The organism is Kitasatospora sp. NPDC096128 (assembly GCF_040303105.1).
GTDB lineage: Bacteria > Actinomycetota > Actinomycetes > Streptomycetales > Streptomycetaceae > Kitasatospora.
This window is the reverse complement of record NZ_JBEOSP010000005.1, coordinates 21,884-44,432: the sequence shown is the minus strand read 5'-3', so window position 1 is coordinate 44,432 and position 22,549 is coordinate 21,884. Positions and strand designations below refer to the sequence as shown.

At 73.4% G+C, this 22,549-nt stretch carries 26 protein-coding genes and 1 pseudogene; 15 read left to right on the top strand and 12 right to left on the bottom strand.

The window, feature by feature from the left end:
* Positions 1-44 precede the first annotated feature (44 nt).
* Both ABTY61_RS07700 and ABTY61_RS07695 read right to left on the bottom strand, forming a co-directional pair.
* The gene (locus tag ABTY61_RS07700) at positions 45-1,070 is read right to left on the bottom strand and encodes a DUF2510 domain-containing protein (protein WP_350504028.1); all 1,026 of its coding nucleotides are present in this window, start codon (positions 1,068-1,070) and stop codon (positions 45-47) included.
* A gap of 75 nt (positions 1,071-1,145) precedes the next feature.
* Positions 1,146-2,081 (bottom strand): LysR family transcriptional regulator, encoded by a 936-nt coding sequence (locus ABTY61_RS07695; RefSeq protein ID WP_350504027.1) that lies wholly within the window; start codon positions 2,079-2,081, stop codon positions 1,146-1,148.
* A gap of 154 nt (positions 2,082-2,235) precedes the next feature.
* Between ABTY61_RS07695 and ABTY61_RS07690 the strand changes: the two genes are divergently transcribed.
* Positions 2,236-3,126 carry an NAD-dependent epimerase/dehydratase family protein gene (locus ABTY61_RS07690; protein ID WP_350504026.1) on the top strand — a complete coding sequence of 297 codons (891 nt, stop codon included), beginning with the start codon at positions 2,236-2,238 and terminating at the stop codon, positions 3,124-3,126.
* Positions 3,123-4,022 carry an aldo/keto reductase gene (locus ABTY61_RS07685; protein WP_350504025.1) on the top strand — a complete coding sequence of 300 codons (900 nt, stop codon included), beginning with the start codon at positions 3,123-3,125 and terminating at the stop codon, positions 4,020-4,022. Before ABTY61_RS07690 ends, ABTY61_RS07685 begins: the two co-directional genes overlap by 4 nt.
* A gap of 132 nt (positions 4,023-4,154) precedes the next feature.
* Here the strand turns inward: ABTY61_RS07685 and ABTY61_RS07680 are convergent, their stop codons facing one another.
* The gene (locus ABTY61_RS07680; RefSeq protein ID WP_350504024.1) at positions 4,155-4,538 is read right to left on the bottom strand and encodes a VOC family protein; all 384 of its coding nucleotides are present in this window, start codon (positions 4,536-4,538) and stop codon (positions 4,155-4,157) included.
* A gap of 111 nt (positions 4,539-4,649) precedes the next feature.
* On the opposite strand from ABTY61_RS07680, the gene ABTY61_RS07675 reads away from it, so the two are divergent.
* Positions 4,650-5,819 carry an outer membrane protein assembly factor BamB family protein gene (locus ABTY61_RS07675; RefSeq protein ID WP_350504023.1) on the top strand — a complete coding sequence of 390 codons (1,170 nt, stop codon included), beginning with the start codon at positions 4,650-4,652 and terminating at the stop codon, positions 5,817-5,819.
* A 7-nt stretch (positions 5,820-5,826) separates the two neighbouring features.
* Here ABTY61_RS07675 and ABTY61_RS07670 read toward each other — a convergent pair whose 3' ends face one another.
* Complete coding sequence (locus tag ABTY61_RS07670) at positions 5,827-6,066, bottom strand: hypothetical protein (protein ID WP_350504022.1); 240 nt, start codon at positions 6,064-6,066, stop codon at positions 5,827-5,829.
* Positions 6,067-6,179: 113 nt separating this feature from the next.
* Between ABTY61_RS07670 and ABTY61_RS07665 the strand changes: the two genes are divergently transcribed.
* Complete coding sequence (locus ABTY61_RS07665) at positions 6,180-6,461, top strand: lipase family protein (RefSeq protein ID WP_350504021.1); 282 nt, start codon at positions 6,180-6,182, stop codon at positions 6,459-6,461.
* Between the two features lie 92 nt (positions 6,462-6,553).
* Here the strand turns inward: ABTY61_RS07665 and ABTY61_RS07660 are convergent, their stop codons facing one another.
* Entirely contained in the window at positions 6,554-7,024 is a 471-nt protein-coding gene (locus ABTY61_RS07660) for an ATP-binding protein (protein WP_350504020.1), read from the bottom strand.
* Positions 7,025-7,149: 125 nt separating this feature from the next.
* Here ABTY61_RS07660 and ABTY61_RS07655 point away from each other — a divergent pair, with 125 nt between their 5' ends.
* The 5 genes from ABTY61_RS07655 to ABTY61_RS07635 all read left to right on the top strand — a co-directional run bounded on the left by ABTY61_RS07655 (position 7,150) and on the right by ABTY61_RS07635 (position 9,793).
* On the top strand, positions 7,150-8,025 hold the full coding sequence (locus ABTY61_RS07655) for a helix-turn-helix domain-containing protein (RefSeq protein WP_350504019.1): 876 nt from the start codon (positions 7,150-7,152) through the stop codon (positions 8,023-8,025).
* Positions 8,026-8,027: 2 nt separating this feature from the next.
* Entirely contained in the window at positions 8,028-8,213 is a 186-nt protein-coding gene (locus ABTY61_RS07650) for a DUF397 domain-containing protein (protein ID WP_350504018.1), read from the top strand.
* A gap of 154 nt (positions 8,214-8,367) precedes the next feature.
* Positions 8,368-8,847, top strand: a complete 480-nt coding sequence (locus ABTY61_RS07645; RefSeq protein ID WP_350504017.1) for an RICIN domain-containing protein — start codon at positions 8,368-8,370, stop codon at positions 8,845-8,847.
* 92 nt (positions 8,848-8,939) lie between these two features.
* A complete protein-coding gene (locus ABTY61_RS07640; RefSeq protein ID WP_350504016.1) occupies positions 8,940-9,191 on the top strand; it encodes a DUF397 domain-containing protein in 252 nt (83 codons plus the stop codon).
* Between the two features lie 122 nt (positions 9,192-9,313).
* The gene (locus tag ABTY61_RS07635; protein WP_350504015.1) at positions 9,314-9,793 is read left to right on the top strand and encodes an RICIN domain-containing protein; all 480 of its coding nucleotides are present in this window, start codon (positions 9,314-9,316) and stop codon (positions 9,791-9,793) included.
* An 85-nt stretch (positions 9,794-9,878) separates the two neighbouring features.
* On the opposite strand, the gene ABTY61_RS07630 is transcribed toward ABTY61_RS07635, so the two are convergent.
* Complete coding sequence (locus ABTY61_RS07630) at positions 9,879-10,871, bottom strand: Lrp/AsnC family transcriptional regulator (RefSeq protein WP_350504014.1); 993 nt, start codon at positions 10,869-10,871, stop codon at positions 9,879-9,881.
* A 258-nt stretch (positions 10,872-11,129) separates the two neighbouring features.
* Between ABTY61_RS07630 and ABTY61_RS07625 the strand changes: the two genes are divergently transcribed.
* Both ABTY61_RS07625 and ABTY61_RS07620 read left to right on the top strand, forming a co-directional pair.
* The gene (locus tag ABTY61_RS07625) at positions 11,130-12,692 is read left to right on the top strand and encodes an MFS transporter (protein ID WP_350504246.1); all 1,563 of its coding nucleotides are present in this window, start codon (positions 11,130-11,132) and stop codon (positions 12,690-12,692) included.
* Between the two features lie 182 nt (positions 12,693-12,874).
* Positions 12,875-13,120, top strand: coding sequence for a hypothetical protein (locus ABTY61_RS07620; protein WP_350504013.1), 246 nt, complete (start codon positions 12,875-12,877; stop codon positions 13,118-13,120).
* Positions 13,121-13,128: 8 nt separating this feature from the next.
* Here the strand turns inward: ABTY61_RS07620 and ABTY61_RS07615 are convergent, their stop codons facing one another.
* The 6 genes and pseudogenes from ABTY61_RS07615 to ABTY61_RS07595 all read right to left on the bottom strand — a co-directional run bounded on the left by ABTY61_RS07615 (position 13,129) and on the right by ABTY61_RS07595 (position 17,469).
* Complete coding sequence (locus ABTY61_RS07615; protein ID WP_350504012.1) at positions 13,129-13,425, bottom strand: DUF1330 domain-containing protein; 297 nt, start codon at positions 13,423-13,425, stop codon at positions 13,129-13,131.
* 172 nt (positions 13,426-13,597) lie between these two features.
* A complete protein-coding gene (locus ABTY61_RS07610) occupies positions 13,598-14,233 on the bottom strand; it encodes a peptidoglycan-binding domain-containing protein (RefSeq protein ID WP_502895248.1) in 636 nt (211 codons plus the stop codon).
* Positions 14,234-14,245: 12 nt separating this feature from the next.
* Positions 14,246-14,485 (bottom strand): annotated as a pseudogene (locus tag ABTY61_RS41955) (peptidoglycan-binding domain-containing protein); the annotation flags it as partial.
* 87 nt (positions 14,486-14,572) lie between these two features.
* Positions 14,573-14,953: a peptidoglycan-binding domain-containing protein gene (locus ABTY61_RS07605; protein WP_350504010.1), complete on the bottom strand. Its 381-nt coding sequence runs from the start codon at positions 14,951-14,953 to the stop codon at positions 14,573-14,575.
* 229 nt (positions 14,954-15,182) lie between these two features.
* The gene (locus tag ABTY61_RS07600; protein WP_350504009.1) at positions 15,183-15,680 is read right to left on the bottom strand and encodes a YbaK/EbsC family protein; all 498 of its coding nucleotides are present in this window, start codon (positions 15,678-15,680) and stop codon (positions 15,183-15,185) included.
* Positions 15,681-15,687: 7 nt separating this feature from the next.
* Entirely contained in the window at positions 15,688-17,469 is a 1,782-nt protein-coding gene (locus tag ABTY61_RS07595) for a 2-isopropylmalate synthase (protein WP_350504008.1), read from the bottom strand.
* 193 nt (positions 17,470-17,662) lie between these two features.
* On the opposite strand from ABTY61_RS07595, the gene ABTY61_RS07590 reads away from it, so the two are divergent.
* The 4 genes from ABTY61_RS07590 (at position 17,663) to ABTY61_RS07575 (ending at position 22,549) form a co-directional block, all read left to right on the top strand.
* Entirely contained in the window at positions 17,663-18,352 is a 690-nt protein-coding gene (locus tag ABTY61_RS07590) for a FadR/GntR family transcriptional regulator (RefSeq protein WP_350504245.1), read from the top strand.
* A 449-nt stretch (positions 18,353-18,801) separates the two neighbouring features.
* Positions 18,802-21,636, top strand: a complete 2,835-nt coding sequence (locus tag ABTY61_RS07585) for a sensor histidine kinase (RefSeq protein WP_350504007.1) — start codon at positions 18,802-18,804, stop codon at positions 21,634-21,636.
* The gene (locus ABTY61_RS07580) at positions 21,633-22,079 is read left to right on the top strand and encodes a roadblock/LC7 domain-containing protein (protein ID WP_350504006.1); all 447 of its coding nucleotides are present in this window, start codon (positions 21,633-21,635) and stop codon (positions 22,077-22,079) included. The genes ABTY61_RS07585 and ABTY61_RS07580 overlap by 4 nt, the downstream gene beginning before the upstream one ends.
* Before the next feature lie 104 nt (positions 22,080-22,183).
* Positions 22,184-22,549: a DUF742 domain-containing protein gene (locus tag ABTY61_RS07575; protein ID WP_350504244.1), complete on the top strand. Its 366-nt coding sequence runs from the start codon at positions 22,184-22,186 to the stop codon at positions 22,547-22,549.

The following is a 22,549-nucleotide window of genomic DNA, read 5'->3' as shown; positions in this document are numbered from 1 at the left end:
TCGCGCCGCGGTGGCCGGCCGCGGTGGCCGGTCGCGGTGGCCGGTCAGGTGCCGGCGGCGGAGGAGGAACCGGACTGCTTGATGCCCTTGAGGACCTCCTCCAGCGAGGCCTTGTCCGGGGAGAGCGCGTCGTCGTCCACCGAGCCCTCGAACACCACGTAGCCGCCGCCCTTGGCCTGGAAGGTGGCCAGCAGGACGTAGCCCTGGGCGCCGGTGGCGGTGGTCACGTGCCAGCGGTCGACGTAGCCGGGCACGCCGTCCACGCTCATGACGCCCGAGCCGTAGTCGGTGTGCTGGGTGACCCCGGGGTAGAGCCCGCCGGCCCAAGCGGGCATCGCGGCGTCGGCGGCGTCCTTGGCGGTGGCGCCCTGGACCACGTCCTTGCCGACGGCGAACATCCCGCGGACGCAACGGTGGCCGCCGTCGCAGGTGTACTGGCCGGTGCCTTCGAACATCGAGTAGCTCGGGCGGCTGGAGTCGGTGGTCCAGCCCTCGAGGATCGGGACGGTGATCGCGTGCTGCGGGTCCGGCGCGATGCCCGTGACGACCGGCTCGGGCTTGACCGCCGGGGTGGTCGGGCCGGGCGTGGGGGTCGGCGGGGGGAGGGTGCCCCGGGAGGTGCTGCTCGGCGTCGGGCTCGTGGTCGGGCCGGAGGCCGGGCCGGCGAGCGGGCCGATCAGCGGGCCGTTGCTGTGGCTGAAGGCGAACGCGGCGACGATCCCGGCCACGGCCAGCACGCCGGCCACGGTGCCGACGATCACGCCCGGCCGGGCGCGGCGGGGGCTCGGCGGTGGCGCGTAGAGCGCCGGGCCGGGGTGGCCGTAGCCGTCGCCCGGGTGGCCGTAACCGTCTCCCGGATATCCGTAGCCGGTGCCCGGAGGGCCGTATCCGGTGCCCGGGTGGGCCTCCTGGCCGGGGTGCGGGGCCGTGGCGGCCGGGTGGCCGTAGCCGGGCGTCGGCAGCGGCCGGACATCGCTGGTCCAGGCCTGGCCGTCCCACCAGCGTTCGAGACCGGGGGCGCCGTCCGCACCGGGGGCCGGGTACCACCCGGGAGGCGTCGAGTTGCTCACCGCCGTACGGTACCGGCCGGTTCCCGGGGTGCTTCGTTCGCCCCCGGTTCGCCCCCGGTCCGTCCCCGGCCGCACTCAGGCGGCGTCTGCTCCGTCCGCGTCCGCTCCGCCCACCAGCCGGGCGGCCAGGTCCTCCGCCAGTCGGGCGACGCGGCCGCGGCGGCGCCGGGCGAGGGCCAGGCCGAGGTGGCGGCGCGGGCTGGGTTCGGCCAGCGGGAGGACGACCAGCTCGGGGTGCGGGGCCAGGCCGATCTCGGGGATCAGGGCGATGCCGACTCCGCCGCGGACCAGCGACTGGGCGAACTCGTAGTCGGTCGCGGTGCAGGCGATCCGCGGCTCGACCCCGGCCAGCTCGGCGTGGCGGGTGAGCTGGCCGACGGACTTGCGGCAGCCCAGGATCCAGCGCTGGTCGGCGAGTTCGGCCAGGTGCGGCGCCTCGGGGCGGTCCCGGTAGCGGATCGCGGCGGGGTGGCGGACGGGCAGGACGAGGCGGAGCGGGTCCTCGCCGAGCGGGGTCCAGTCCAGTCCGGAGCGGTCTCCGGGCCGGCCGGGCGGCGGTCCGTCGAGGTGGTAGGCGAGGGCGAGGTCGGCCCGCCCCTCCCGGACGGCGGGCAGGCTGTCCTCCGGTTCCGCCTCCAGGATGGACAGTTCCACCTCCGGGTGGTCGGCGGCGAAGCCGGCGAGCGCCGCGGGCAGCAGGCGTCGGCCGCCGCTGGCGAAGGTGGCGACGGTCAGGGCGGTCCGCTCGGCGCTCAGCCGGGCGATGCGCTCGCGGGTGTCGGCGAGTTCGGCGGCGATCGCGTCGGCGGCCTCGACCAGGAGGCGGCCCGTCTCGGTGAGGGTGACGCCCCGGGTGGAGCGCTCCACGACGGGCGAGCCGAGGCCGCGTTCCAGGGCGGCGACCTGCTGGGAGACGGCCGAGGGGGTGCAGTGCAGGGCCTGGGCCGCCTGGTTGAAGCTGCCACGGCGGGCGACTTCCCGCAGGACGGCCAGCCGCTGGACGTCGATCAACAGTTCTCCTTATGACGGGGGCTCCAGCCGAACACTACTGCTGTCGTCCGGCTCACGGCAGGATGATCACCAGAGCCGGACCGCACCGTACGAAACGAAACGAAACGGAACGGGACGGGACGGAACAGGGCGGCACGAAAGGGATCCAGGGAACGTGGACGTGTGCGTGATCGGCGGCAGCCGGTACTTCGGGCGGATGATGATCGAGGAACTCCGCGACGCGGGCGCGGCGGTGACGGTCGTCAACCGCGGCTCGGCCCCGGCCCCGCGCGGCGTGACCCACCTGCCGGCCGACCGCGACGACGAGGCCGCGCTGAGCGCCGCGCTCGGCGACCGGCGCTTCGACGCCGTCGTGGACCAGGTCTGCTACTCGCCCGTCCAGGCGGCCGTCGCCGCCCGGGTGTTCGCCGACCGCACCCCGCGCTACCTGCTCACCTCCACCGTCGAGGTCTACGCCCACCTCGGCCGCCCCGACGGCCCGCCGCTGCCGGAGCAGGCGCTCGACCTCTCGGCCGAGCGGGTCGACCTGCAACTCCCTTGGTCGGACGAGGAGTTCCGGAGCAGCCATTACGCCGAGGGCAAGCGCCAGGCGGAGGCCCTGCTCACCCGGCTGGCGCCCTTCGACCTCGTCACCGTCCGCACCGCGCACGTCCTCGGCGGCGCCGACTTCACCGGGCGGCTGGCCCACTACGTGGAGCGGATCGCCGCCGGCCGGCCGGTGGCCGTGCACCCCGCGCCGCAGCGCGCGACCTTCGTCCACGCGCCGGAGATCGCCCGCTTCCTGGCCTGGGCGGCCGGGGCGGACTTCACCGGGCCGGTCAACGCGGCCTCCCCGGAGGCGCTGGACGTACGGGAGTTGTGCGACATCGTCGGCCAGGTGGTGGGCGCCGAACCGGAGTTGACCGCGAGCGACGCGGACGAGCCCAGCCCGTTCTCCTTCGACCGCTGCTACGCGATGGACACCGGCCGGTCGGCCCGCGAGGGATTCCGCTTCTCCCCCGTCACCGACTGGCTGCCCCAGGCCGTCAAGGAGGCCCGCGCATGACCGCGATACCGGCAACCCCCCTCACCCGCACGGTGGGTGGCCTGACCGTCGGCGCCATCGGCCTCGGTGCGATGCCGCTGTCCGTCGAGGGCCGCCCCGACGAGGGGCAGGCGATCGCCACCGTCCACGCCGCTCTCGACGCGGGCGTGACGCTGATCGACACCGCCGACTCCTACCACTGGCACGCGGACGAGCTCGGCCACAACGAGCACCTGGTCGCCCGGGCGCTGGCGAGCTACGGCGGCGGCACGGACGGCGTCCTGGTGGCGACCAAGGGCGGCCGGGGCCGTCCCGGCGACGGCAGTTGGACGGTCGACGGCGACCCGCGCCACCTGCGCCGGGCCGCCCAGGCCTCGGCCGCGCGGCTCGGGGTCGAGGCCATCGGCCTCTACCAGCTGCACAAGCCCGACCCGGCGGTGCCGTTCGCGGACTCGGTCGGCGCGCTGCGCGAGCTGGTCGACGCCGGGACGGTGCGGATGGTCGGCGTCTCGAACGTGGACCGCGCGCAGATCCGCACCGCCCGGGAGATCCTCGGCCCGTACCTGGTCTCCGTGCAGAACCGTTTCTCCCCTGCGTACACCGCCAGCCGCGACACCCTCGACCTGTGCACCGAACTCGGCCTGGCCTTCCTCCCCTGGAGCCCCCTCGGCGGCATCTCCGCCAGTGCCGTCGACGACCCGGGAAGCGCCGCACCCGCGACGGACACCCCGTTCCACACCGTCGCCCGCGCCCGGGGCGTCAGCCCCCACCAGGTCTGCCTCGCCTGGCACCTCGCCCAGTCCCCCACCGTCCTCCCGATCCCCGGCGCCCGCCGCCCGGCGTCCATCCGCGACTCCGCTGCGGCGGCCGGCCTCGTACTGACGGCGGAGGAACTGGCGGCACTGCACCTGCATTGACGGGCGCGGGGCGTACGGGCGCGAAACATCCACTGGTGATCCCTGCACGCGCCCGGTACTACCGGGCGGCACGGAACCGGGAACGAGGAGTGGGAAGTCGACGGAGCCGACTTCCCACTCCGGCCGGCCGGGTCAGGCCTCCATGGCGGCCCGCTCGGCCGCGCTGCGCAGGACACAGAACTCGTTGCCCTCGGGGTCGGCGAGGACGGCCCAGCCGCCGCCGTCGGGCTCGCGGTGGTCGGCGAGAAGGGTGGCACCGAGTCCCAGCAGCCGCTCCACCTCCCGGTCGCGCGAGTCCTCGGGGCGCAGACAGAGGTGCAAGCGGTTCTTGATCGTCTTGGGTTCGGGCACCTGGGCGAAGAACAGCACCGGCCCCTCCGCGAGCACCACCTCCACCGCCTCGTCACCGGGCTTGTCGTCCTTGCCGAGCGGACGGCCCGTGACCTTGCTCCAGAACTGGGCCAGCTCATAGGCGTTGGCGCAGTCGATCGCCACGTTCTGCAATACCGAAACCATGCGCCCGAGCTTCCCCGATCCCCGCCCCGACCGCCACCGGGCTTCCCGGCCTCCTCCGAACACCCACCGAGGACGGGTGCCCGCGGGAACCATCGGGCCAGGTCGGAAGTCATGTACAAGGTGACAACCGACGCAGCAGCCCAGAACCAGCCGGCCCGCCCCCAGATCAACCGGAGGCGACTGCTGTTGAGCGCTGCGGGCGGAATCGGCGCCCTCTCCGTCGCGGGCGGGGCCCGGTGGTGGGCGGAGCGGGACGGCGAGCGCGGCCCCCGGCTCTGGAGCACGACGGCCGCGAACGGGCGGCTCGTACTGGCGGACGGCCCGCAGCAGGGCCTCTACGTCTCCGGGTCCGACGGCACCATGCGCGCGCTCGACCCCCGCACCGGCGCCGTCCGCTGGAGCCGGGTGGTCGACTCGGCCGACGCCGCCTCCGGCTACACGAGCGGCCGTCCGGCGACGACGGGTGACGGCGCGGTGTACGCGGCCACCTCGACCGGCTTGCAGGCGCTGGACGCCGCCACCGGTGAGGTGCACTGGCAGGTGCCGGCGCCCGAGTGGGCCGACCTCCCCGCAGAGCAGACCCCGATCGCCGTCGGCGGCGGTGCCGTGTTCGCGGTCCACGGGGGCGCACTCCACGCCCACGACCCCGCCACCGGCGAGGCACGCTGGAGCAAGGCGTCCGGCGCCGGGGACTTCCTGGCCGCGGACGGCGGCACCGTGTACAGCGGCGGGGTCGGGGTCCGCGCCTTCGACGCACGCACCGGCGAGCAGCGCTGGGTGCAGGAGAGCGTCCCCGGCGTCAGGAGCACCCCCGTCGTCCACCAGGGCGCAGTCCTGCTGACCTGCGCCGGCGGAACCCCGACCACCACGTGGGTCTGCTCGCTGGAGGCGGCCACCGGCCGGGTCCGCTGGCAGCGCACGCAGCACGGCTCCGGCAACTGCCCGCTGGCGCCCGCGGGCGGGACGGTCTGCCTCCTCAGCGGAGGACACCTGGTCGGGATGGACACGGAGACCGGCGAGCCGCGCTGGACGGCCACCGTGACCCTGGGCCTGGGCCGCGGGCAGAGTTCGATGACCGCCGCGAACGGCGTCGCGTACGTCGGCACCAACGACGACCGGCTGTTCGCCTTCGACCTCGACACCGGCAGCCCGCGCTGGCAGGACGCCCCGGAGAAGCTCCGCTCCGACACCGAGTTCACCTACGTCTCGCTGGCCGCCGCCGGTCCGACCGTCTACCGCAGCAGCCGCACCGGCCTCCACGCCCTCGGCGCGCTGGCCTGAGGCCCGATCAACCGGTGGTACGGGCGAAGCGCATCGAGCAGCGCCGGTGGGCCCCGTCGTCGCTGAAGGCCTGCTCCGTCAGCTGCCACCCGGCCGCCTCGATCCGCTGGACGTACAGCACCAGGTTCCGGTCGGGATGGACGGGGTGGAGCCGGATGCTCCTGCGGTGCTCGGCGTCGCCCCGTTCCCGGCAGCGGGCGGCATGACTGTCCACGGGGCCGAGACCGCCGGACATGTGTCGATCCATGCGGACGGATCCTAGGCGACGCCAGGGCGTCCGGCACCTGACTTTGCCGTTCATGAGGGATCGTCAGGCCCCGTCGGAGACGGTCGGGTTCCGGAACGACGGAGGGGGGCACGGTGGCGACGTACGTACCGATCCACGGCGCGGGCGCCGACGCGTGGTACTGGGGGCCGCTGGCGGCCGAGTTGCGGGACCGGGGCCACGAGGTGATCGCAGCGGACCTCCCGTGCGAGGACGAGTCGGCCGGGCTGGCCGAGTACGCGGACGCGGTGGTCGAGGCGGTCGGCGGGAGGAGTGGGAAGTCGGCGGGGCCGACTTCCCACTCCTCGTGCTTCACGGGGTCGAGCTTGAAGTGGGGTGCGGGGCAGGGTGGTTGCGGTCGGGCCGGGGTGCGGTGAGGGGGTAGGCCCAGGCGAGCAGGGCGAGGAGGAGCGCGAAGGGGAGGAGGGTGCAGAGGGTGGCACCGCCCGGGGCTTCGCTATGGCGGGGTTCAGTCGGCATCGGGGGTGGCATCGGCATCGGTGAGGTCGAGTTCGGCCCAGACGGTCTTGGCGTTGGGGTGGCGGGGGATGGTGCCCCAGCGATCGCTGAGGGCGTCGACGAGGATCAGGCCCCGGCCCGACTGGGAGTGGGACGTGGGGGCGGTGAGGAGGACGGGGAGCCTGTCACCCCTGGGGTCGCTGATCTCGATGCGAAGGGTGGTGCCCCGGCGCACGGTGGTGGTGAGGGAGAGGTGCAGCTCGAACCCGCGCCCCGGAACGCGTCCGTGCAGGACGGCGTTGGTGGCCAGCTCCGCGACGATCAGGAGCGCCGAGTGGAACGCGTCGATGTGCGTGGAGTTCACTCCCCAGCAGGTGAGTTGACGCCTCGCGATGCGTCGGCACAGTCCGACGCCCTTGGGGGTGGCGGCGAGGACGGTGGTGTGGGGTCGGGGTCTGTCGAGGGGGATTTCGGTCGTCATGGAAGAAAGCGTGGCGGGGCGGACGTACGCTGACCATGGATCCAGCAGGCACGGAGAGTACCTGTACGGGTGCGGAGGGTCGGCTTGTAAGTGGCCCAGGTCAATCGAAAGGGCGGGTGATTGCCGTGGGTGGCGTCGAGCGCACGGTCTTCGACGACGGCGAGACGGCGGAGAACTCGGACGGGGTCGCGGAGTTCTACAGCGCGGTCGGGAAGCTGATCAAGTTCTTCCGCGAGCGGGCGGGGCTCACGCAGAAGCAACTGGCCAAGATGTCGGGCTACAGCGAGGAGATGGTCGGCGCGATCGAGCGCGGCGTCCGGACTCCGAGGATCGAGTTCCTGACGGTGGTGGACGACCTCCTGGACGCCCGTGGCGCGTTGAAGGTCGTCGCGGACGACGTGATGAAGGCGAAGATCCGGGTCAGCGAGCGGCACCCGGCCTTCTCCAAGGCCTTCACCGTGGAGGAGAACCGGGCCATCGAGATCCACGAGTACAGCACGATGGTGGTTCCAGGACTGCTCCAGACCGAGTCGTACATCCGCACCTTGTACGAGATGCGCCGGCCTCTGCTCTCGCCGGAGAAGATCGACGAATGGGTGGCGGTTCGGCTCGCTCGAAAGGAGATCCTCGCGCGCTGGCCCATGCCGGTCGTGACGTGGGTGCTTGACGAGAGTGTGCTCCGGCGCCCTCTGGGCGGATGGGACGTACACCGGGAGCAGCTCCAACACCTGCTCAAGGTCGGCGAGATGCGAGGCCCCGAGCTCCAGATCATGCCGCTCGACCGAATGAACCACGCGGGAATGGGCGGCTCGTTCACGATCCTCACGCCGCCCGGCGGCAAGCCACAGATCGGCTACGCGGCCGCGCAGCACGTAAATCGATTGATCACGGACCCGGTGGAAGTCCGTAATATGGCCGCACGGTACAGCAGCATCCGGGCTCAGGCCCTGGGGCTGAGCGAGTCCCTGGCCCTGATCGAACAGATTCTGGGAGAGCGGTAGAGATGGCCGAGCTTGCGTGGTTCAAGAGCAGCTACAGCACCAACGAGGAAGCTCAGTGCGTCGAGGTCGCCGGGACGCCCGGCACCGTCCACGTGCGTGACTCCAAGGACAAGAGCGGCCCCCAGCTCGCCTTCGAGCCGGCCGCGTGGCAGGCGTTCGTGAAGTACGCCGCCACCGCCGAGGTCTGACCAGACCTCACCTGCGCTATCCGGGTGAAACCCCGTAACCGCTCGGGCCGACACCTCCCGAACTGCGGACGAACCACACCGCCACACACCTAGCTTCGCGGCTGAACGGGCCCGACCGAACGGGCTCGCGACTACCTCGAATCCAGGAGCAGCAGTGCGCATCGCCCACAAGGCCGTCGCGATCCTCGCGGCGGCCGCTTCCTTCTCCGGCATCACCGTCCTCGACTCCGGCACCGCCACGGCCGCCGTCCCGGTCACCGCCTCCCTCCAGGCCCAGAGCGACAACACCAACCTGGACGAGTACCTCGGCACCAACGTGCTGACCCGCGACCCCGGCTTCACCTACCAGAACTGGACCCTCACCCCGATCGGCGACGGCTCCTTCACCATCAAGGGCACCCACTACGGCAAGTGCGTCGCGAGCAACGGCCTCGGGGCGAACGTCACCCAGAAGCCCTGTAATGCGAACGACCTCGCCCAGCGGTGGTACCTCGACCCGGGCCTGGACTTCACTGCCATCGCGAGCGCGAAGTACCTGGACACCGTCCTCCAGGCCAACGGTCTGGACCGGCCCGCCACCACCGAGTTGTCACTCGGCACCACGAACCAGCAGTGGACCCCCTACGTGAAGTGACGAGCAGTCGGACACCGGCCCGCCGCTACCCAGCGGAGGGCCGGTGCCGTACCGTCGGACCGACCGCGCCATCCCACCGACCGGGGGGACATATGACCAGCGAACTGGCCTGGTTCAAGAGCAGCCACAGCAGCAACGAAGGCGGCGAATGCGTCGAGATCGCCTGGCGCAAGAGCAGCCACAGCGGCAACGAAGGCGGAGCCTGCGTCGAGGTCGCCGAGACCACCACCGCCGTCCACGTGCGCGACTCCAAGGACAGGAGCGGCCCCCACCTGACCTTCGCCCCCGCCGCCTGGGAGTCCTTCCTCACCCTCGCGACCGCCCCGGCTGCGCTTTCCCAGTGAAACGTCGGAACCACTTGGCCTACCCTCATCGAGTCGTCCACAAACGACCTCCCTCACGCCCCTAGTTTCGCGGCCGGGCGGGCCCACTCCGGGCTCGCCGGCCCCTCGAACTAGGAGAAGCAGTGCGCATCACCCAGAAGGCCGTCGCCACCCTCGTGGCGACCGCCTCCCTCACCGGCGGCGCCGTCCTGAACTGCGGAACGGCCACCGCCGCCGTCCCGGTCACCGCTTCCCTCCAGGTCCAGAGCGACTTCAACAACCTGGACGAGTACCTCGGAAGCGACGTCTGGACCCGCGACCCCGGCCTCACCTACCAGGTGTGGACCCTCACCCCGCTCGGCAACGGCACCTTCACCATCAAGGGCACCCACTACGGCAAGTGCCTCGCTGCCGCCGGCCCCGGCAAGGCCGTCACCCAGCAGAACTGCGATGCGACCAACCTCGCCCAGCGGTGGATCGTCGAACCGAGCGTGGACGCCACCGCCATCGCCAGCGTGAAGTACCTGGACTACGTCCTCCAGGCCAACGGGCAGGACCAGCGGGTGACCACCGAGTTGTCGGTCGGCGCCCCGAACCAGCAGTGGACCGCGTACGAGAAGTAGCGGACACCCGGCCCGGCCGGCCGCGCCCACCGGCAGGCCGGCGCCGCAGCACCGGTCACCCCAGCACCGGTGACCCCAGCACCCGTCACCCCAGGGCGGGGTGGATCAGCCGCCCGTGGTGGATCAGGGAGGCCGCCTGCTTGAGGCGGCGCACGCGGACGCTGATCTCGTAGCCGCGGATGCCCTCGATCTGGGCGAGGCGGGTGCTCAGGTAGCGGTAGAAGTCCGGGGTGTCCTTGCAGAACACGACGGCCATGATGTTGTGCCGGCCGCTGACGGCCCCGACGAAGGCGACCTCGTCATGGCGGCTGATCTCCTCGCCGATCCGGTGCAGCCGGGAGAGGTCGACCTGGAGCCAGACGGTGGCGTTGAGTTCGTAGCCGAGGCGTTCGGGGAGGGTGTCGACGTCGAAGACGAGGGAGCCGGAGGACTCCAGGGCTTCCATGCGGCGGGCGACGCGGGGCTTCGACCAGCCGGTGACCTCGGCGAGGTGGGTGTGGGAGGCGCGGCCGTCCTCGGCGAGGGCCGCGAGGAGCGGGAGGTCGTCGTCGGTCGGGGTGAGCGGGGGCCCGACGGGGTCGGGGCGCTCGGCGGCGAGCTGCCGGACCTGCTCCTCGGTGAGGGAGCCCTCGCCGCCGGTCCAGCCGGCCGCGCGCTCGGGGCCGAAGGAGTGGAGGAGCAGCACGACGCTCATGTCGAGGACGGAGGCGGCCTTGGGGAGCTGCCGCAGCAGGACGTCGTCGCGGCCGCTGCCGGCCGGTGAGCGGATGATGCAGTTGATCTCCGATCCGCCGGAGGCGATGCCGACGTAGGCGACGTCGGGCCTGCGGGCGAGGGAGTCGGCGAGCGGGCCGACGGCGGCGGGGCGGCAGCGCAGCCGGGCGATCCACTGGGCCAGGCCGTGCGCGTCCGGGGAGCTGAGGCCGACGACGCGCAGGACTCCGCTGCGGCGCAGGGCGGTGTAGCGGCGGGCCACGGTCTGCTCGGAGACCCCGATGACCTCGGCGAGGCGGCGGAAGGGGACCCGCGGGCCGTAGTGGAGTCCGTGGATGATTTTGCGGTCGAGGTCATCGGGCATGGCGGAATCATCACACGGACACCGCCCGGAACGGAGGTTTCATCGCATCCCCCGGGATCGCCTGGGGATCCTGCACCCGTCGGGGCGAAGCTGGTCGGCGGCTCCGCGGGCGACCGGTGGCCGGTGCGGGCCGCGCGGCCCGGCCGGTGCGCCCGGCCCGTGAGCGGGCGCGCGCCGGACACGGCGGCGCCCTCACCGCCGCCGGTGCCCGTACGGCACCTCCGCAGCCGAAGGAAGACCTCCGTGAACTCCGCAACGATGCAAGGCCCCAGGACCGGACGGGCTGTCATCCTCGTCATGGCCTGCCTGGGCGTCTTCGTCGCCTACCTGCCCGTCACCACCGTGTCGGTGAGCCTGCCCGCGATCCAGCGGGCGCTCGGCGCGTCCACCGCCCAACTGTCCTGGGTGTCGGACGCGTTCGTGCTGCCGATGGCCGCGCTGATCCTGACCACCGGCGTGGTGGGTGACGTCCACGGCCGCAAGCGGGTGTTCCAGGCGGGCATGGCGCTGTGCGCCGTCGGCGCGGCGATATCGGTGAACTCGGGCTCGGTGCAGGCCCTGTGGGCCGGGCAGGCCGCCTCCGGGCTCGGCGCGGCGGCCCTGCTGCCCACCACGCTGGCGCTGATCAGCCACGCGGTGCCCGACCACCGGGAGCGCGGCAGGTTCATCGGGCTGTGGGCGATGTCCCTGCTGGCCTCGCTGGCCGTGGGCCCGCTGATCGCGGGCGTGCTGCTGGAGCACGTGGCCTGGCGCTGGATCTTCCTGCTGCCCGTCCCGGTGTCGCTGATCGTGCTGGGCGTCGCCGCCTTCCTGCTGCCCGACTCGCGCGCCCCGCACGGCCGCCGGCTCGACTGGCCGGGCCAGATCAGCGCGGCCGTCGCCGTCACCGCCGTGGTCTACGGCGTCATCGAGGGCGGCGCCAACGGCTTCGGGGAGCCCGCGACGGTGGCCGCCCTGGTGCTGGGGGCGGTCGCCGCGGTCGCCTTCGTGGCCGTGGAGCGGCGCAGCGCCGGCCCGATGATCGACCTCGCCCTGTTCCGCAGCCCGGCCTTCACCGCCACCTCGCTGGTCGCCATGATCAGCTTCCTGGGGCTGATCGGCTTCTTCTTCGTGCTCAGCCTGTACTTCGGCCTGGTGCAGCACCTGACCACCCTCCAGGCGGCCTTCCGGATGGTCATGGTGACGGGGGCTTCGCTGGCCGCCAGCCTGCCGGTCGGGCGCCTGATGCACCGGGTGTCCGCCCGGATCCTGATCACCGGCGGACTCGTCGTCACGGCCGGCTCGCTGCTGTCGCTGACCGACCTCGACGCCCACACCTCCTTCGGCTCGATCGCCTGGCGGCTGCTGCTGCTCGGCCTCGGCCTGGGCGCCGTCCTCACCCCGATGACCGCCTCCGCCGTCTCCGCCGTCCCGCACCACCTGGCCGGCATGGCCGCGGCCGGCAACAACGCCTTCCGCCAGGTCGGCGGCGCCCTCGGCCCGGCCGTCCTCGGCGCCCTGCTCACCACCCGGGCCGTGGACGCCCTGCCCGGGCGGCTGGCGGACGCCGGGGTGCCGGCCGGGGTCGGCGGCCACGTCGTCGACGTCGCCCGGGAACAGGGGCTCGGCGCCGTCGCCGGGCTGGACCTCGGCCCCGCCACCGGCCAGGCCCTGACCGCCCTCAGCGGCTCCTTCCTGGACGGCCTGCGGCTCTGCCTGATCGTCGCGGCCTCGCTCGCCCTGCTGGCCGCCCTCGCCTGCGCCGTCCTGCTCCGGCCGGCTGCGGCGCCGACGCCGCGCACCACCCCGGCCGCCGGCAAGGAACCGGTTCGTACGCCCTGACACCGCCTGCAACCCGCGCGCCACCGGCACTGTCGGTGGCGCGCGTACGACGCGGCGCCCCGGCTGGCCGAGGGGAGGGGTCCGCGCCGATCGAATGGCGGCATTTCAGCAGATCAGCCCCGGTATCCCCGTTCTGTCGTGACACTTGGTCAACACCGCTGCGGGGCCCTACAGTGCGCGGCATGAACCTCCGCACCAAGAAGACGCTGTCCACCCTGCTCATCGGCGCGATCCTCCTCACCTGCTCGATCCTCTCCCGCCTGGCCAACGGCGGTCATTTTGCGCTCAATCCGTTCTTCTTCGGCTTCGTGGCCTTGTTCCTGGCGAGCGCCGGGTACACGTGGTGGTGGTACGGCGACTCCCCCAAGGCGGTGGCCTTGCGGGCGAAGGCGGAGGCCAAGAAGGCCGCCCGGCAGCAGCTTCGCTGACGGAGGCCTCAGCGGGCGGGCACGATCATCGCCGCGAACGGGACGGTGGCCGCCAGGCGCTCCTCCAGCAGCTCCCGGTAGGCCTCCGACTCGTAGACGGCGCGGGCCTGTTCGGCGTCGGCGAAGCGCAGCACGACGGTGTGGGTGCCGCCGGGCGGGCGGTCGCCCTCGCCCAGGTGGACCGTCCGGTCGGTGCTGGCGACCAGCTCCCCGGGGCCCAGCAGGACGGGGGTGGCGGCCCGGCGGTAGGCGTCCAGGCGCTCGGGGTCGGTGACGTCGTAGTTCAGGATGAGCAGGGCGGACACGTCGGCTCCTCGTCAACCGTGCGAAGGGACCGGCCTGGTGGGCGGCCCGTGCCCCAGTGTCCGCCGTCGTGGACGACGCCCGGCGCCATGGGAGCAGAACGGGGCAGGGCCACCGGAGGTGTCCGGTGGCCCTGCCCCTGCGTGGCGCCTCGCAGGAGGCGCTCCGCGGGCGTCAGTTCATGAAGGTGACGTCCCAGTGGCTGCCCTCGTTGGCGTAGATGTTGCCGGAGGGGGCGGTCCACAGGTCGGCGCCGTCGCCGCGGGTGCCGCTGTGCGAGAAGTTGCCGTGGATGTAGTCGGTGATGCAGCTCGACATGCCGAAGTCCAGCTTGTAGCCGGTGCCGTGGCTGTAGGTGCCGCTGGCGTGGCCGGTCTCGGTGCCGCCGGTGATGTTCACCGCGCAGTTGCTGGCGTGCTTGAAGTTGACGGCGCCGCCGGCCGAGGCGCGGCGCAGGCCGTCGAAGGAGGTGCAGCTGCTGCTGGTGCGGTCGGAGCAGTTGCCCGAGGAGGACCAGGTGATGCCGGCGGCCGAGAAGATCGAGGCGGCCTGCGACTGGGTGAGCTTGTCACCGCTGCCGCCGCCGGAGCCACCGGTGCTGCCGCCACCGCCGAGCAGGGCGCCCCAGGTCGCCGGGCCGACGATGCCGTCGACCGGGGTCAGGCCCGCGGACTGCTGGAAGTTGCGCACCTTGGCGTCGGTGCCGGGGCCGAAGGCACCGTCGACGCCGAGGCCGGCGCCGTGGGCGTTCAGCTGGACCTGGAGGGCCTTGACGGCGTCGCCGTGGTCGCCGCTGCGGACGGTGACGATCAGCTTGGACCAGGTGTCCCCGCCGACGATGCCGTCGACCGGGGTCAGGCCGTTGGCGCTCTGGAAGCTCTTGACCTTGTCCTCGGTGCCGGGGCCGAAGGCACCGTCGACGCCGGTCGCGAAGCCGCGGGCGGCCAGCAGGTACTGGACCGTCGTGACGTTGTCGCCGCGGTCGCCGTTGCGGACGAGGGGCCAGCTCGCGGCCTGGGCGGCCGGAGCGACGAGCACGGCCGCGAGCAGCGCGGCGAACATCGCGGCGACGATGGCCGGGATGCGCTTCATTGACGAATTCCTCACTGAGTGCGGGAGGGGGAGGGGAAGCGGAGTGGGGCAGGCCCGTCAGGTGGGCATGTTCTCCCAGCAGGTGTTGCCCCAGTCGTGCTCGTTGTGGACGATGATCTCCATCATCGCGGAGCCGGTGTTGTGGCCGACGATGCCGTCGACGTCGAGCGACCAGCCCGCCTTGGCGGTGTTCGTCCGCTGGAACTGCATCACGGCGTCCTTGGTGTGCTGGCCGAAGATGCCGTCGACCTTCAGGCCGGCGTGCACGTTCGAGTCGTTCAGCGCCATCTGGACGCACTTGACGCCGATGCCGCTGTCGTACATGGAGATGTCGCCGGCCGTGGAGCTGGCGCTGGCCGTGCCGCCCAGCGCGACGAACGCGAGCCCTGCGGAAGCCGCGACCACTGCGGCGCGCTTGAACAACGATGACGTGAACACTGGTGGGGTCTCCCGGGGTGAGGTGCGCGGTCCGTGACCGGCCGCTTTCGACCCGACCGACGCTAGGAGCCGCTGACGGCGTCCCGCTAGCGCTTCCCCGTCCCTGGGACGCCGCCCGTCCGGGGAGCCGCCTGCGGCCCGGGCTCCCCGGGCGTCCCAGGGACGCTCCGCACGGCAACGGCCCACCGCCGGGACGGCGGTGGGCCGTGACGACCTCAGCCGTCAGCCGTCAGCTGCCGGCCGCCGAGGGCGGTACGACGGCCATCGCCGTGCCGCCGGTGACCTCCAGCAGCTCCTGGTACGTCATCGGCACGACGGTGTGCGGGTGCCCGGCCGCCGCCCACAGCACCTCGTACTGCTGGAGCTCGGTGTCGACGACGGTGCGCAGCGGCGCCGGGTGCCCGGTGGGGGCGACGCCGCCGATGGCCTGGCCGGTGGCCTCGCGGACCTGGTCGGTGGAGGCCCGGGTGATCCGGCTCGCACCCAACTCGGCGGCCAGGTGGGCGGTGTCGACCCGGTGGGCGCCGCTGGTCATCACCAGAAGGGGTTCGCCGTCGCAGCTGAACACCAGGCTGTTGGCGATCGCCCCGACGTTGCAGCCGATGGCTGCGGCGGCCTCGGCCGCGGTACGGGCGGAGTCGGGCAGGACGACGATCTCACCGGCGACGCCGGCCGCCGCCAGCGCTTCGGCGACCGCGATGCTTCGTGCGGGAAGGGGTGAACTCATCGCCCCATCATGCCTTTCCGCGTCCGGAGGCCGTGCCGCGGGCGGGGCGGGGGACCGTGCCGCGGGCGGGGCGGGGGGCCGTGCCGGGGACGGCGCCTCCGGATGCCCCGCGGTCGGCGGCGCTCAGCACCGCCCGTACGCCGGCCGTGAGCACCGAGGCGTCCCGGCCGACGCCCCAGACCACCGCGCCGCCGACCCGGGCCTCGACGTAGGCGATCGCGTCGGGGCTGCCCCCGACCTTGTGCTCGGTGAAGGAGAGCACCTCCACCCCCACCGCGTCCGCGACGGCGTCCACCGGCCCGGCGCCGCGGCCCGGGCGGCCGTCCACCTCCGCCCGGTCGCCGTCGATCCGCCAGGTCCGGGCGGCGCCGGCGTCCAGGTACTCGGCCCGGAACAGCGCGTACAGCTCCTCGCCGGTCACCTCCCGCCCGCTGTCGTCCGTCGCCTCCTGGACCACCCTGGCGAACTCGATCTGCAGCCGCCGGGGCAGCTCCAGTCCGGCCGCGGTCTGCAGCAGATAGGCGATACCGCCCTTGCCGGACTGGCTGTTGACCCGGATCACCGCCTCGTAGTCCCGCCCGAGGTCGGCCGGGTCGATCGGCAGGTACGGCACCGACCAGGGCGCCTGCCGTTCGGGCAGGCCGAGTTCGGCGGCCGTCCTGGCGTGCTGGGCGAAGCCCTTCTTGATGGCGTCCTGGTGGGTGCCGGAGAAGGCGGTGTGCACCAGGTCCCCCGCGTAGGGGTGGCGCTCGTGCACCGGGAGCCGGTTGCAGTGCTCGACGGTGCGTCGGATGGTGTCGATGTCGGAGAGGTCGAGCATCGGGTCGACGCCCTGGGTGTGGAGGTTGAGCGCCAGGGTGACCAGGTCGACGTTGCCGGTGCGCTCGCCGTTGCCGAACAGGCAGCCCTCGACCCGCTGGGCGCCGGCCAGCACGGCCAGTTCGGCGCAGGCGACGCCGGTGCCCCGGTCGTTGTGGGGGTGGACGGAGAGGATGACGGAGTCGCGCCGGGCCAGGTGCCGGTCCACGTACTCGATCTGGTCGGCGTAGACGTTGGGGGTGGCGATCTCGACGGTGGCCGGCAGGTTGTGGACGACGGGCCGGTCGGGGCTCGCGTCCCACAGCTCGGTCAGGCCGTTGCAGACCTCCAGCACGTAGTCCGGCTCGGTCAGGTTGAACACCTCGGGCGAGAACTGGAACCGCAGGCCGTCCCGGCCCTCGCCGAGCCGGGCCATCCGTTCGGCCGCCGCGGTGATCAGCGCCCTCAGCTCGGCCCGGTCCTTGCCGAGGACGACGTCCCGCCACAGCGGCGCGGTGGCGGTGTAGAGGTGGACGACGACGTTCGGCAGGCCCTGGACGGCCTCGAAGGTGCGGTCGATGAGGTCGGCCCGGGCGGCGGTGAAGACGACCACGGTGACGTCCTCGGGCAGCGCCCCGGGCGCTTCGGCGAGCCGGCGGACGAAGTCGAAGTCGGTGCGGCTGGCGGAGGGGTAGCCGACCTCGATCTCCTTGAAGCCCATGGCCAGGAAGAGGTCGAACATGCGCTGCTTGCGCGCCGGGTCCATCGGCTCGGCGAGCGCCTGGTTGCCGTCGCGCAGGTCGACGGGCACCCACAGCGGGGCCCGCTCGATCCTGCGGCCGGGCCAGCGGCGCAGCAGGGCGGGGACGTGGACCCGCTCGTGGGCGGGGCGGTAGCGGTGGGAGGGCATGGCGCCGCCGCGCTGGGGGTTCCAGGCGGGGGCGCCGGCCGGGGTGGGGCCGGTGGGGGCGTGCAGGGTCGGGAATCGCATCGGGTGTCCTCGGGGTCCTCGACTCGGGTACCGGAACGGGTTGTTCCGGAGACCGGCAGGACGGCGCCCCGCAGCGGGGTGCCGGTCACGGTCACGCCCCGCTGCGGCCACCGAGAAGGAGAGCGCTCCACGACTGCATGCCGGGTAGAGTAACCATGACAGAAGTCCTCAGACAACCTGACAGGTGACGACGATGCTCCCGCTCCGCCCCTCCCCCCTCGCCGAACAGGCCGCCGCGCTGATCGAGCGGCGGATCCGGTCGGGCGAGTGGCCGGTCGGCGGCCGGCTGCCCGGCGAGGTGGCACTCGCCAAGGAGCTGGGCGTCGGCCGCTCGACCGTCCGGGAGGCGCTGCGCACCCTCGCCGCGGCCGGGATGGTGCACGCCCGCCAGGGCGCCGGGGTGTTCGTGACCGCCGACCGCCCGACCGTCGGGGACTGGGCCACCCGACTGCGCACCGCCGAGCTGGCGCACGTCTACGAGGTGCGGACGATGGTCGAGGTGCAGGCCGCCCGGCTGGCCGCCGAGCGCCGCACGGAGGCCGACCTCGCCGCCGTCGACACCGCCCTGGCCGCCCGGCTGGCGGCCGGCGGGGCGGATGACGCGGCCTTCGTGGACGCCGACATCGCCCTGCACACGGCGATCGTGGCCGCCGCCCACAACCCCGTCCTGGACGACCTCTTCGCCCAGTTCGCGCCGGTCCTGCGGGAGCACCTGGTCGCCCTGGTCGGGCTCCTCGGGCTGCGCGAGGGGGACCCGAACCAGGGGTACGCCTCGCACGCGGAGCTCGTCCGGGCGCTGCACGAGGGCGATCCGGTGGCGGCGGGCCGGGTGCTGGCGGCGGAGCTGGAGTCGACGCGGTCGCGGCTGCTCAGCCCTCGCTGAGGCAGGCCCGGGCCGGCTGGGGCTGCCGGACGGGGCGTCACACAGTTTTCACACGGCGGCCATCCAGCGGCCGCGGGCCGGGCCGACACTGTGTCAGGCAGGTCCGAACCCGGCTGCTTCGGGCACAAACCGTCAACGTGCGGGTGACATTGTGTCGAGCTGGTGCACAAGCACCACCCAGGTGGCGAACAGGCTTTCACTCCAATCACACGATATGACTAGTATCGCTTCGTCAAAAAGCCCGTACAAGAAGCCCGTGAAAGCCCGTGCCCGGACGGCCAGCCCCTCACCGGTCGGCCGCCAGCCCCAAGGAGTCTGCTCTGCGCGCGCGTGCGAATCGGCGGCCCCGGACGCCGAAGACCCCCCGCAGGCGTCCACGCCTGTCCCTGCGGACGGCGCTGCTCGTCCTGGCCGTCGTCCCCAGCCTCGCCCTGGTCGCGCTCTGGGCGGTGACCAGCGGTGAGACCGTCTTCGACTTCCAGCGCCAGGCCGCCCAGGGCATGCTCGCCCAGAAGGCCGGCCAGCCGTCCAACATCGTCTACTACAACCTCCAGGAGGAGCGCCGGCTCAGCGCCGAGGCGCTCGCCCGGCCCGGCGGCAACACCGACCAGCTGCGCCACCAGCGGCAGCTGACCGACGACGCGGTGCGCCAGTTCCAGGCGCTGTCCGGCGAGACCGCCGACAACGCCCCCGACGACGTCCGCACCGCCGTCGCCGAAGCCCGGCAGGCCCTGGGCAAGCTGGCCGAGGAACGGGCCGCCGTCGACAAGGGCGCCGTCGACCAGCAGGCCGTCTTCACCTACTACACCGACCTCATCGCCGTCGACCTGCGGCTGTTCACCGCGCTCAGCCACGTCGACGCGGGCGAGGTCACCTGGGTCTCCAAGACCCTGGTCAACTCCTTCTGGGCCAAGGAGATGCTCGCCCGCGAGGACGCCGTCCTGGCCCGCGGCTGGCCCACCGGCCGGCTCAGCACCGCCGAATACCAGCAGATCCAGCAGCTGATCGGCGCCCAGGACCACCTGTTCACCGTCCAGGTCATCCCGTACGTCCCGGACGGCGAGGCCGCCGCCTGGCACGACCTGATGAACAGCCCCGCCTGGCAGGCCAAGACCGCCGTCGAGCAGCAGCTGACCCGGCCGACCGCCGCCGACTCCAACGGCACCGTCAGACTGCCCGCCGCCCAGGACCAGTGGCGCCAGGCCGTCGACCAGCTCAACCCCCAGCTGGTCAAGGCCATCGAGGCCCGCACCAGCGCCATCGTCGAGGTCGGCAAGGGGACCATCCTCGGCCTGCTCACCCGTGTCGTGCTGACCGCCGTCGTCGGCCTGATCACCGTCATCGCGGTCGTCATCGCCTCCTGGCGGATCAGCCGCTCGCTGCGCCGCCGGATCAAGGAACTCCACACCCAGGCCGAGGACATGGAGCGCACCCTGCCCGAGGTGGTCGACCGCCTCGGCCGCGGCGAACAGGTCGACGCCGAAGCCGAGAGCCGCGCCGTCACCACCGGCGCCCACGGCAACGGCACCGACGAGCTCGCCCGCCTCGGCCAGGCCCTCAACCTGGCCCGCGCCTCCGCCCTGGAAGCCGCCGTCCGGCAGGCCGACCAGCACCGCGGCTTCGAACGCCTCCTCCAGCGCATCGCCCGCCGCACCCAGCTGCTGATCGGCCGCCAGCTGCGCAAGCTCGACGAACTGGAGCGCAAGCACGAGGACCCTGAGGTCCTGGAGGGCCTGTTCGACCTCGACCACCTCACCGCCCGCCTGCGCCGCTACGAGGAGAACCTCGTCATCATGGCCGGCGGCCAGCCCCAGCGGCGCTGGCGCAAGCCCGTCCCGCTGCTGGACGTGCTGCGCTCCGCCCAGGGCGAGGTGCAGGACTACCGCCGGATCATGATCGACGTCGAGGGCCACCCGTGGCTCTCCGAACGGGCCGTCGGGCCGGTCGCCCACGTGCTCGCCGAGCTGATGGAGAACGCCACCACCTTCTCCAAGCCGCCCACCCCGGTCGAGGTCCGGGCCGCCATGGTCGGCCGCGGCCTCGCGGTCGAGATCGAGGACCGCGGCCTCGGCATGGACCCGGAACAGTACGACGCGGCCAACGAGCTGATGAGCCGCCCGCCGCGCACCGACGTGCTCGCCCGCGCCGACGACATCCGGCTCGGCTTCCACGTCGTCGCCCGGCTCGCCTCGCTCACCGGACTCAGGATCGAGTTCCGGCCGTCCGCCTTCGGCGGCACCCGGGTGGTCGTGCTCATCCCGGACGAACTCGTCATCGACGGCGACGCCGGGCTCCCGGACGCCGCCCCCGTCGAGCCCATCCCGCTGGTCCGGCGCTCCCGCCGGGCGGTGCGCTCCGCCTCCGACGAGGCGGCGCCGGCGGCGGTCACGGCCGGGCCGCCGGTCGCCCCGGTGGACGCCTTCGGGCAGCTGCCGGGCGAGACGGCGGGCACGGTGGGCGTGGTCGGCACGGTGGGCGTGGTCGGCACGACCGGCGGGGCCGGCGCGCCGGTGCGGTGCGCCGCCCCGGCCGTCCCGGAACCGGCCGTCCCGGAACCGGCGTTCCCGGAACGGACGTTCCCGGAACCGGCGTTCTCACCGCCCGCGCTCCAGCAGCCCGCGCTCCCGGAGCAGCCGATCCAGCACAGCTCCCCCGCCGACCCGGCCCCGGCCTACGCGGTCGTCCCGGCCGAGCCGCAGCCCGTCTCCGGCCCCACCCCCGCGCCGGAGGCCCCCGCCTATCCGGACATCGTCTACCCGGACATCGCCTACGCCCGGGTCACCGAGGCCGAGGCCCCGTACGCCGACGAGCAGTACCGCCCGGCCGACCACTACCGGCTGGCCGAGCGGCGCCGCACCCGCGAGTACCCCTCCGCCGTGCCGGTGAGCCAGGTCGAGGGAGGCCAGCCGCCGCTGCCCCAGCGCGTCCGCCAGGCCAGCCTGGCCGCCGAGCTGCGGGTGCCGCCGCCGACCCGGCAGGAGTGGGTAGACCCGGCCGCCGGACAGCCCGCCGGTGCCCCGCTCCAGCAGGCGGGCCGCGTCGAAATGCCCGAGCGGGCCGAACGCCCCGTCCGCCGCTCCGGCGCCACCATCGGCGCCTTCCAGCGCCAGTCCCGCGCCGCCCGCGCCCAGGACAGCGGCGAACACCCGCTGCCCGCCCGCACCACCGCCACGCCGGCTCCCCCCGACCCGCCCGCCGGTCCCCCCGCCTCCGCGCCCGCGCCCACCCCCTGGGCCCCGCCGGCCGTGGAACCCCGAACCACACGAACGGATGACCAGCCATGAACCGCACGACCGCCACCCACCAGGACCTGGACTGGCTGCTGGACGGACTCGTCGACTCGGTGCCCGGGACCCGCAACGCCGTCCTGCTCTCCGACGACGGCCTCGTGGTCAGCCACTCCCGCACCATCGAGCGCGCCGACGCCGAGCGCCTCGCCGCCGTGGCCACCGGCCAGCAGTCGCTCGCCCGGGGCGTCGGCCAGCTCTTCGACGGCGGCCCGGTGCACCAGGTGATCGTCGAGCTCGCCGAGTGCTGGCTGTTCGTCATCGCCGCCGCCCAGGGCACCCACCTGGCCGTGGTGGCCTCCCAGGAGGTCGACGCCGAGGTGATGTCCGTCGCCATGCACACCCTGGTGCAGCAGGTCGGCCAGAAGCTCACCACCCCGGTCCGTGCCGAGGGCGCCCCCGCGTCCTTCGACGTCTTCGCCTCCCGGAACCGGGGCTGACCGGGGTGGGGCCGCACACCGGCGAGGAGGACCCCCGGGCCCGCGGCCGGACGCCGCACTGGAGCGAACTGGAGGAACCGTACGCCGAGGACGAGACCGGCGTCATGGTCCGCCCGTACACCATCACCCGCGGCCGGACCGCGCCCGAGCGCGACGACCTCACCCTCATCACCGTGCTCACCACGGCCGAGGACGAGGCCGAGGCGGCCCTGGCGCGGGGCAGCCGCGCCGGTGCCCGCGGCCTCCAGCCCGAGCACCGGCTGATCCTCGACCGCTGCCGCCGCCCGGCCGCCGTCGCCGAGATCGCGGCCGGCCTGGACCTCCCGGTCTCGGTCACCAAGATCCTCCTGGGCGACCTCATCGCCCAGGGCCTGCTGAAGGCCCGGGCACCGCTCTCGGTGGCCCGCGCCGCCGGGGGCGTGGACCTCGGCCTCCTCACGGCCGTACGCGAAGGACTCCGGAGACTCTGA

Excerpts from the sequence above, each read along its gene's own strand:
- ABTY61_RS07685 (WP_350504025.1), top strand. The coding sequence starts at position 3,123 with ATGACCGCGATACCGGCAACCCCCCTCACCCGCACGGTGGGTGGCCTG.
- ABTY61_RS07680 (WP_350504024.1), bottom strand. The coding sequence starts at position 4,538 with ATGGTTTCGGTATTGCAGAACGTGGCGATCGACTGCGCCAACGCCTAT.
- ABTY61_RS07675 (WP_350504023.1), top strand. The coding sequence starts at position 4,650 with ATGTACAAGGTGACAACCGACGCAGCAGCCCAGAACCAGCCGGCCCGC.
- ABTY61_RS07670 (WP_350504022.1), bottom strand. The coding sequence starts at position 6,066 with ATGGATCGACACATGTCCGGCGGTCTCGGCCCCGTGGACAGTCATGCC.
- ABTY61_RS07660 (WP_350504020.1), bottom strand. The coding sequence starts at position 7,024 with ATGACGACCGAAATCCCCCTCGACAGACCCCGACCCCACACCACCGTC.
- ABTY61_RS07650 (WP_350504018.1), top strand. The coding sequence starts at position 8,028 with ATGGCCGAGCTTGCGTGGTTCAAGAGCAGCTACAGCACCAACGAGGAA.
- ABTY61_RS07640 (WP_350504016.1), top strand. The coding sequence starts at position 8,940 with ATGACCAGCGAACTGGCCTGGTTCAAGAGCAGCCACAGCAGCAACGAA.
- ABTY61_RS07630 (WP_350504014.1), bottom strand. The coding sequence starts at position 10,871 with ATGCCCGATGACCTCGACCGCAAAATCATCCACGGACTCCACTACGGC.
- ABTY61_RS07625 (WP_350504246.1), top strand. The coding sequence starts at position 11,130 with ATGCAAGGCCCCAGGACCGGACGGGCTGTCATCCTCGTCATGGCCTGC.
- ABTY61_RS07620 (WP_350504013.1), top strand. The coding sequence starts at position 12,875 with ATGAACCTCCGCACCAAGAAGACGCTGTCCACCCTGCTCATCGGCGCG.
- ABTY61_RS07600 (WP_350504009.1), bottom strand. The coding sequence starts at position 15,680 with ATGAGTTCACCCCTTCCCGCACGAAGCATCGCGGTCGCCGAAGCGCTG.
- ABTY61_RS07595 (WP_350504008.1), bottom strand. The coding sequence starts at position 17,469 with ATGCGATTCCCGACCCTGCACGCCCCCACCGGCCCCACCCCGGCCGGC.
- ABTY61_RS07590 (WP_350504245.1), top strand. The coding sequence starts at position 17,663 with ATGCTCCCGCTCCGCCCCTCCCCCCTCGCCGAACAGGCCGCCGCGCTG.
- ABTY61_RS07580 (WP_350504006.1), top strand. The coding sequence starts at position 21,633 with ATGAACCGCACGACCGCCACCCACCAGGACCTGGACTGGCTGCTGGAC.
- ABTY61_RS07575 (WP_350504244.1), top strand. The coding sequence starts at position 22,184 with ATGGTCCGCCCGTACACCATCACCCGCGGCCGGACCGCGCCCGAGCGC.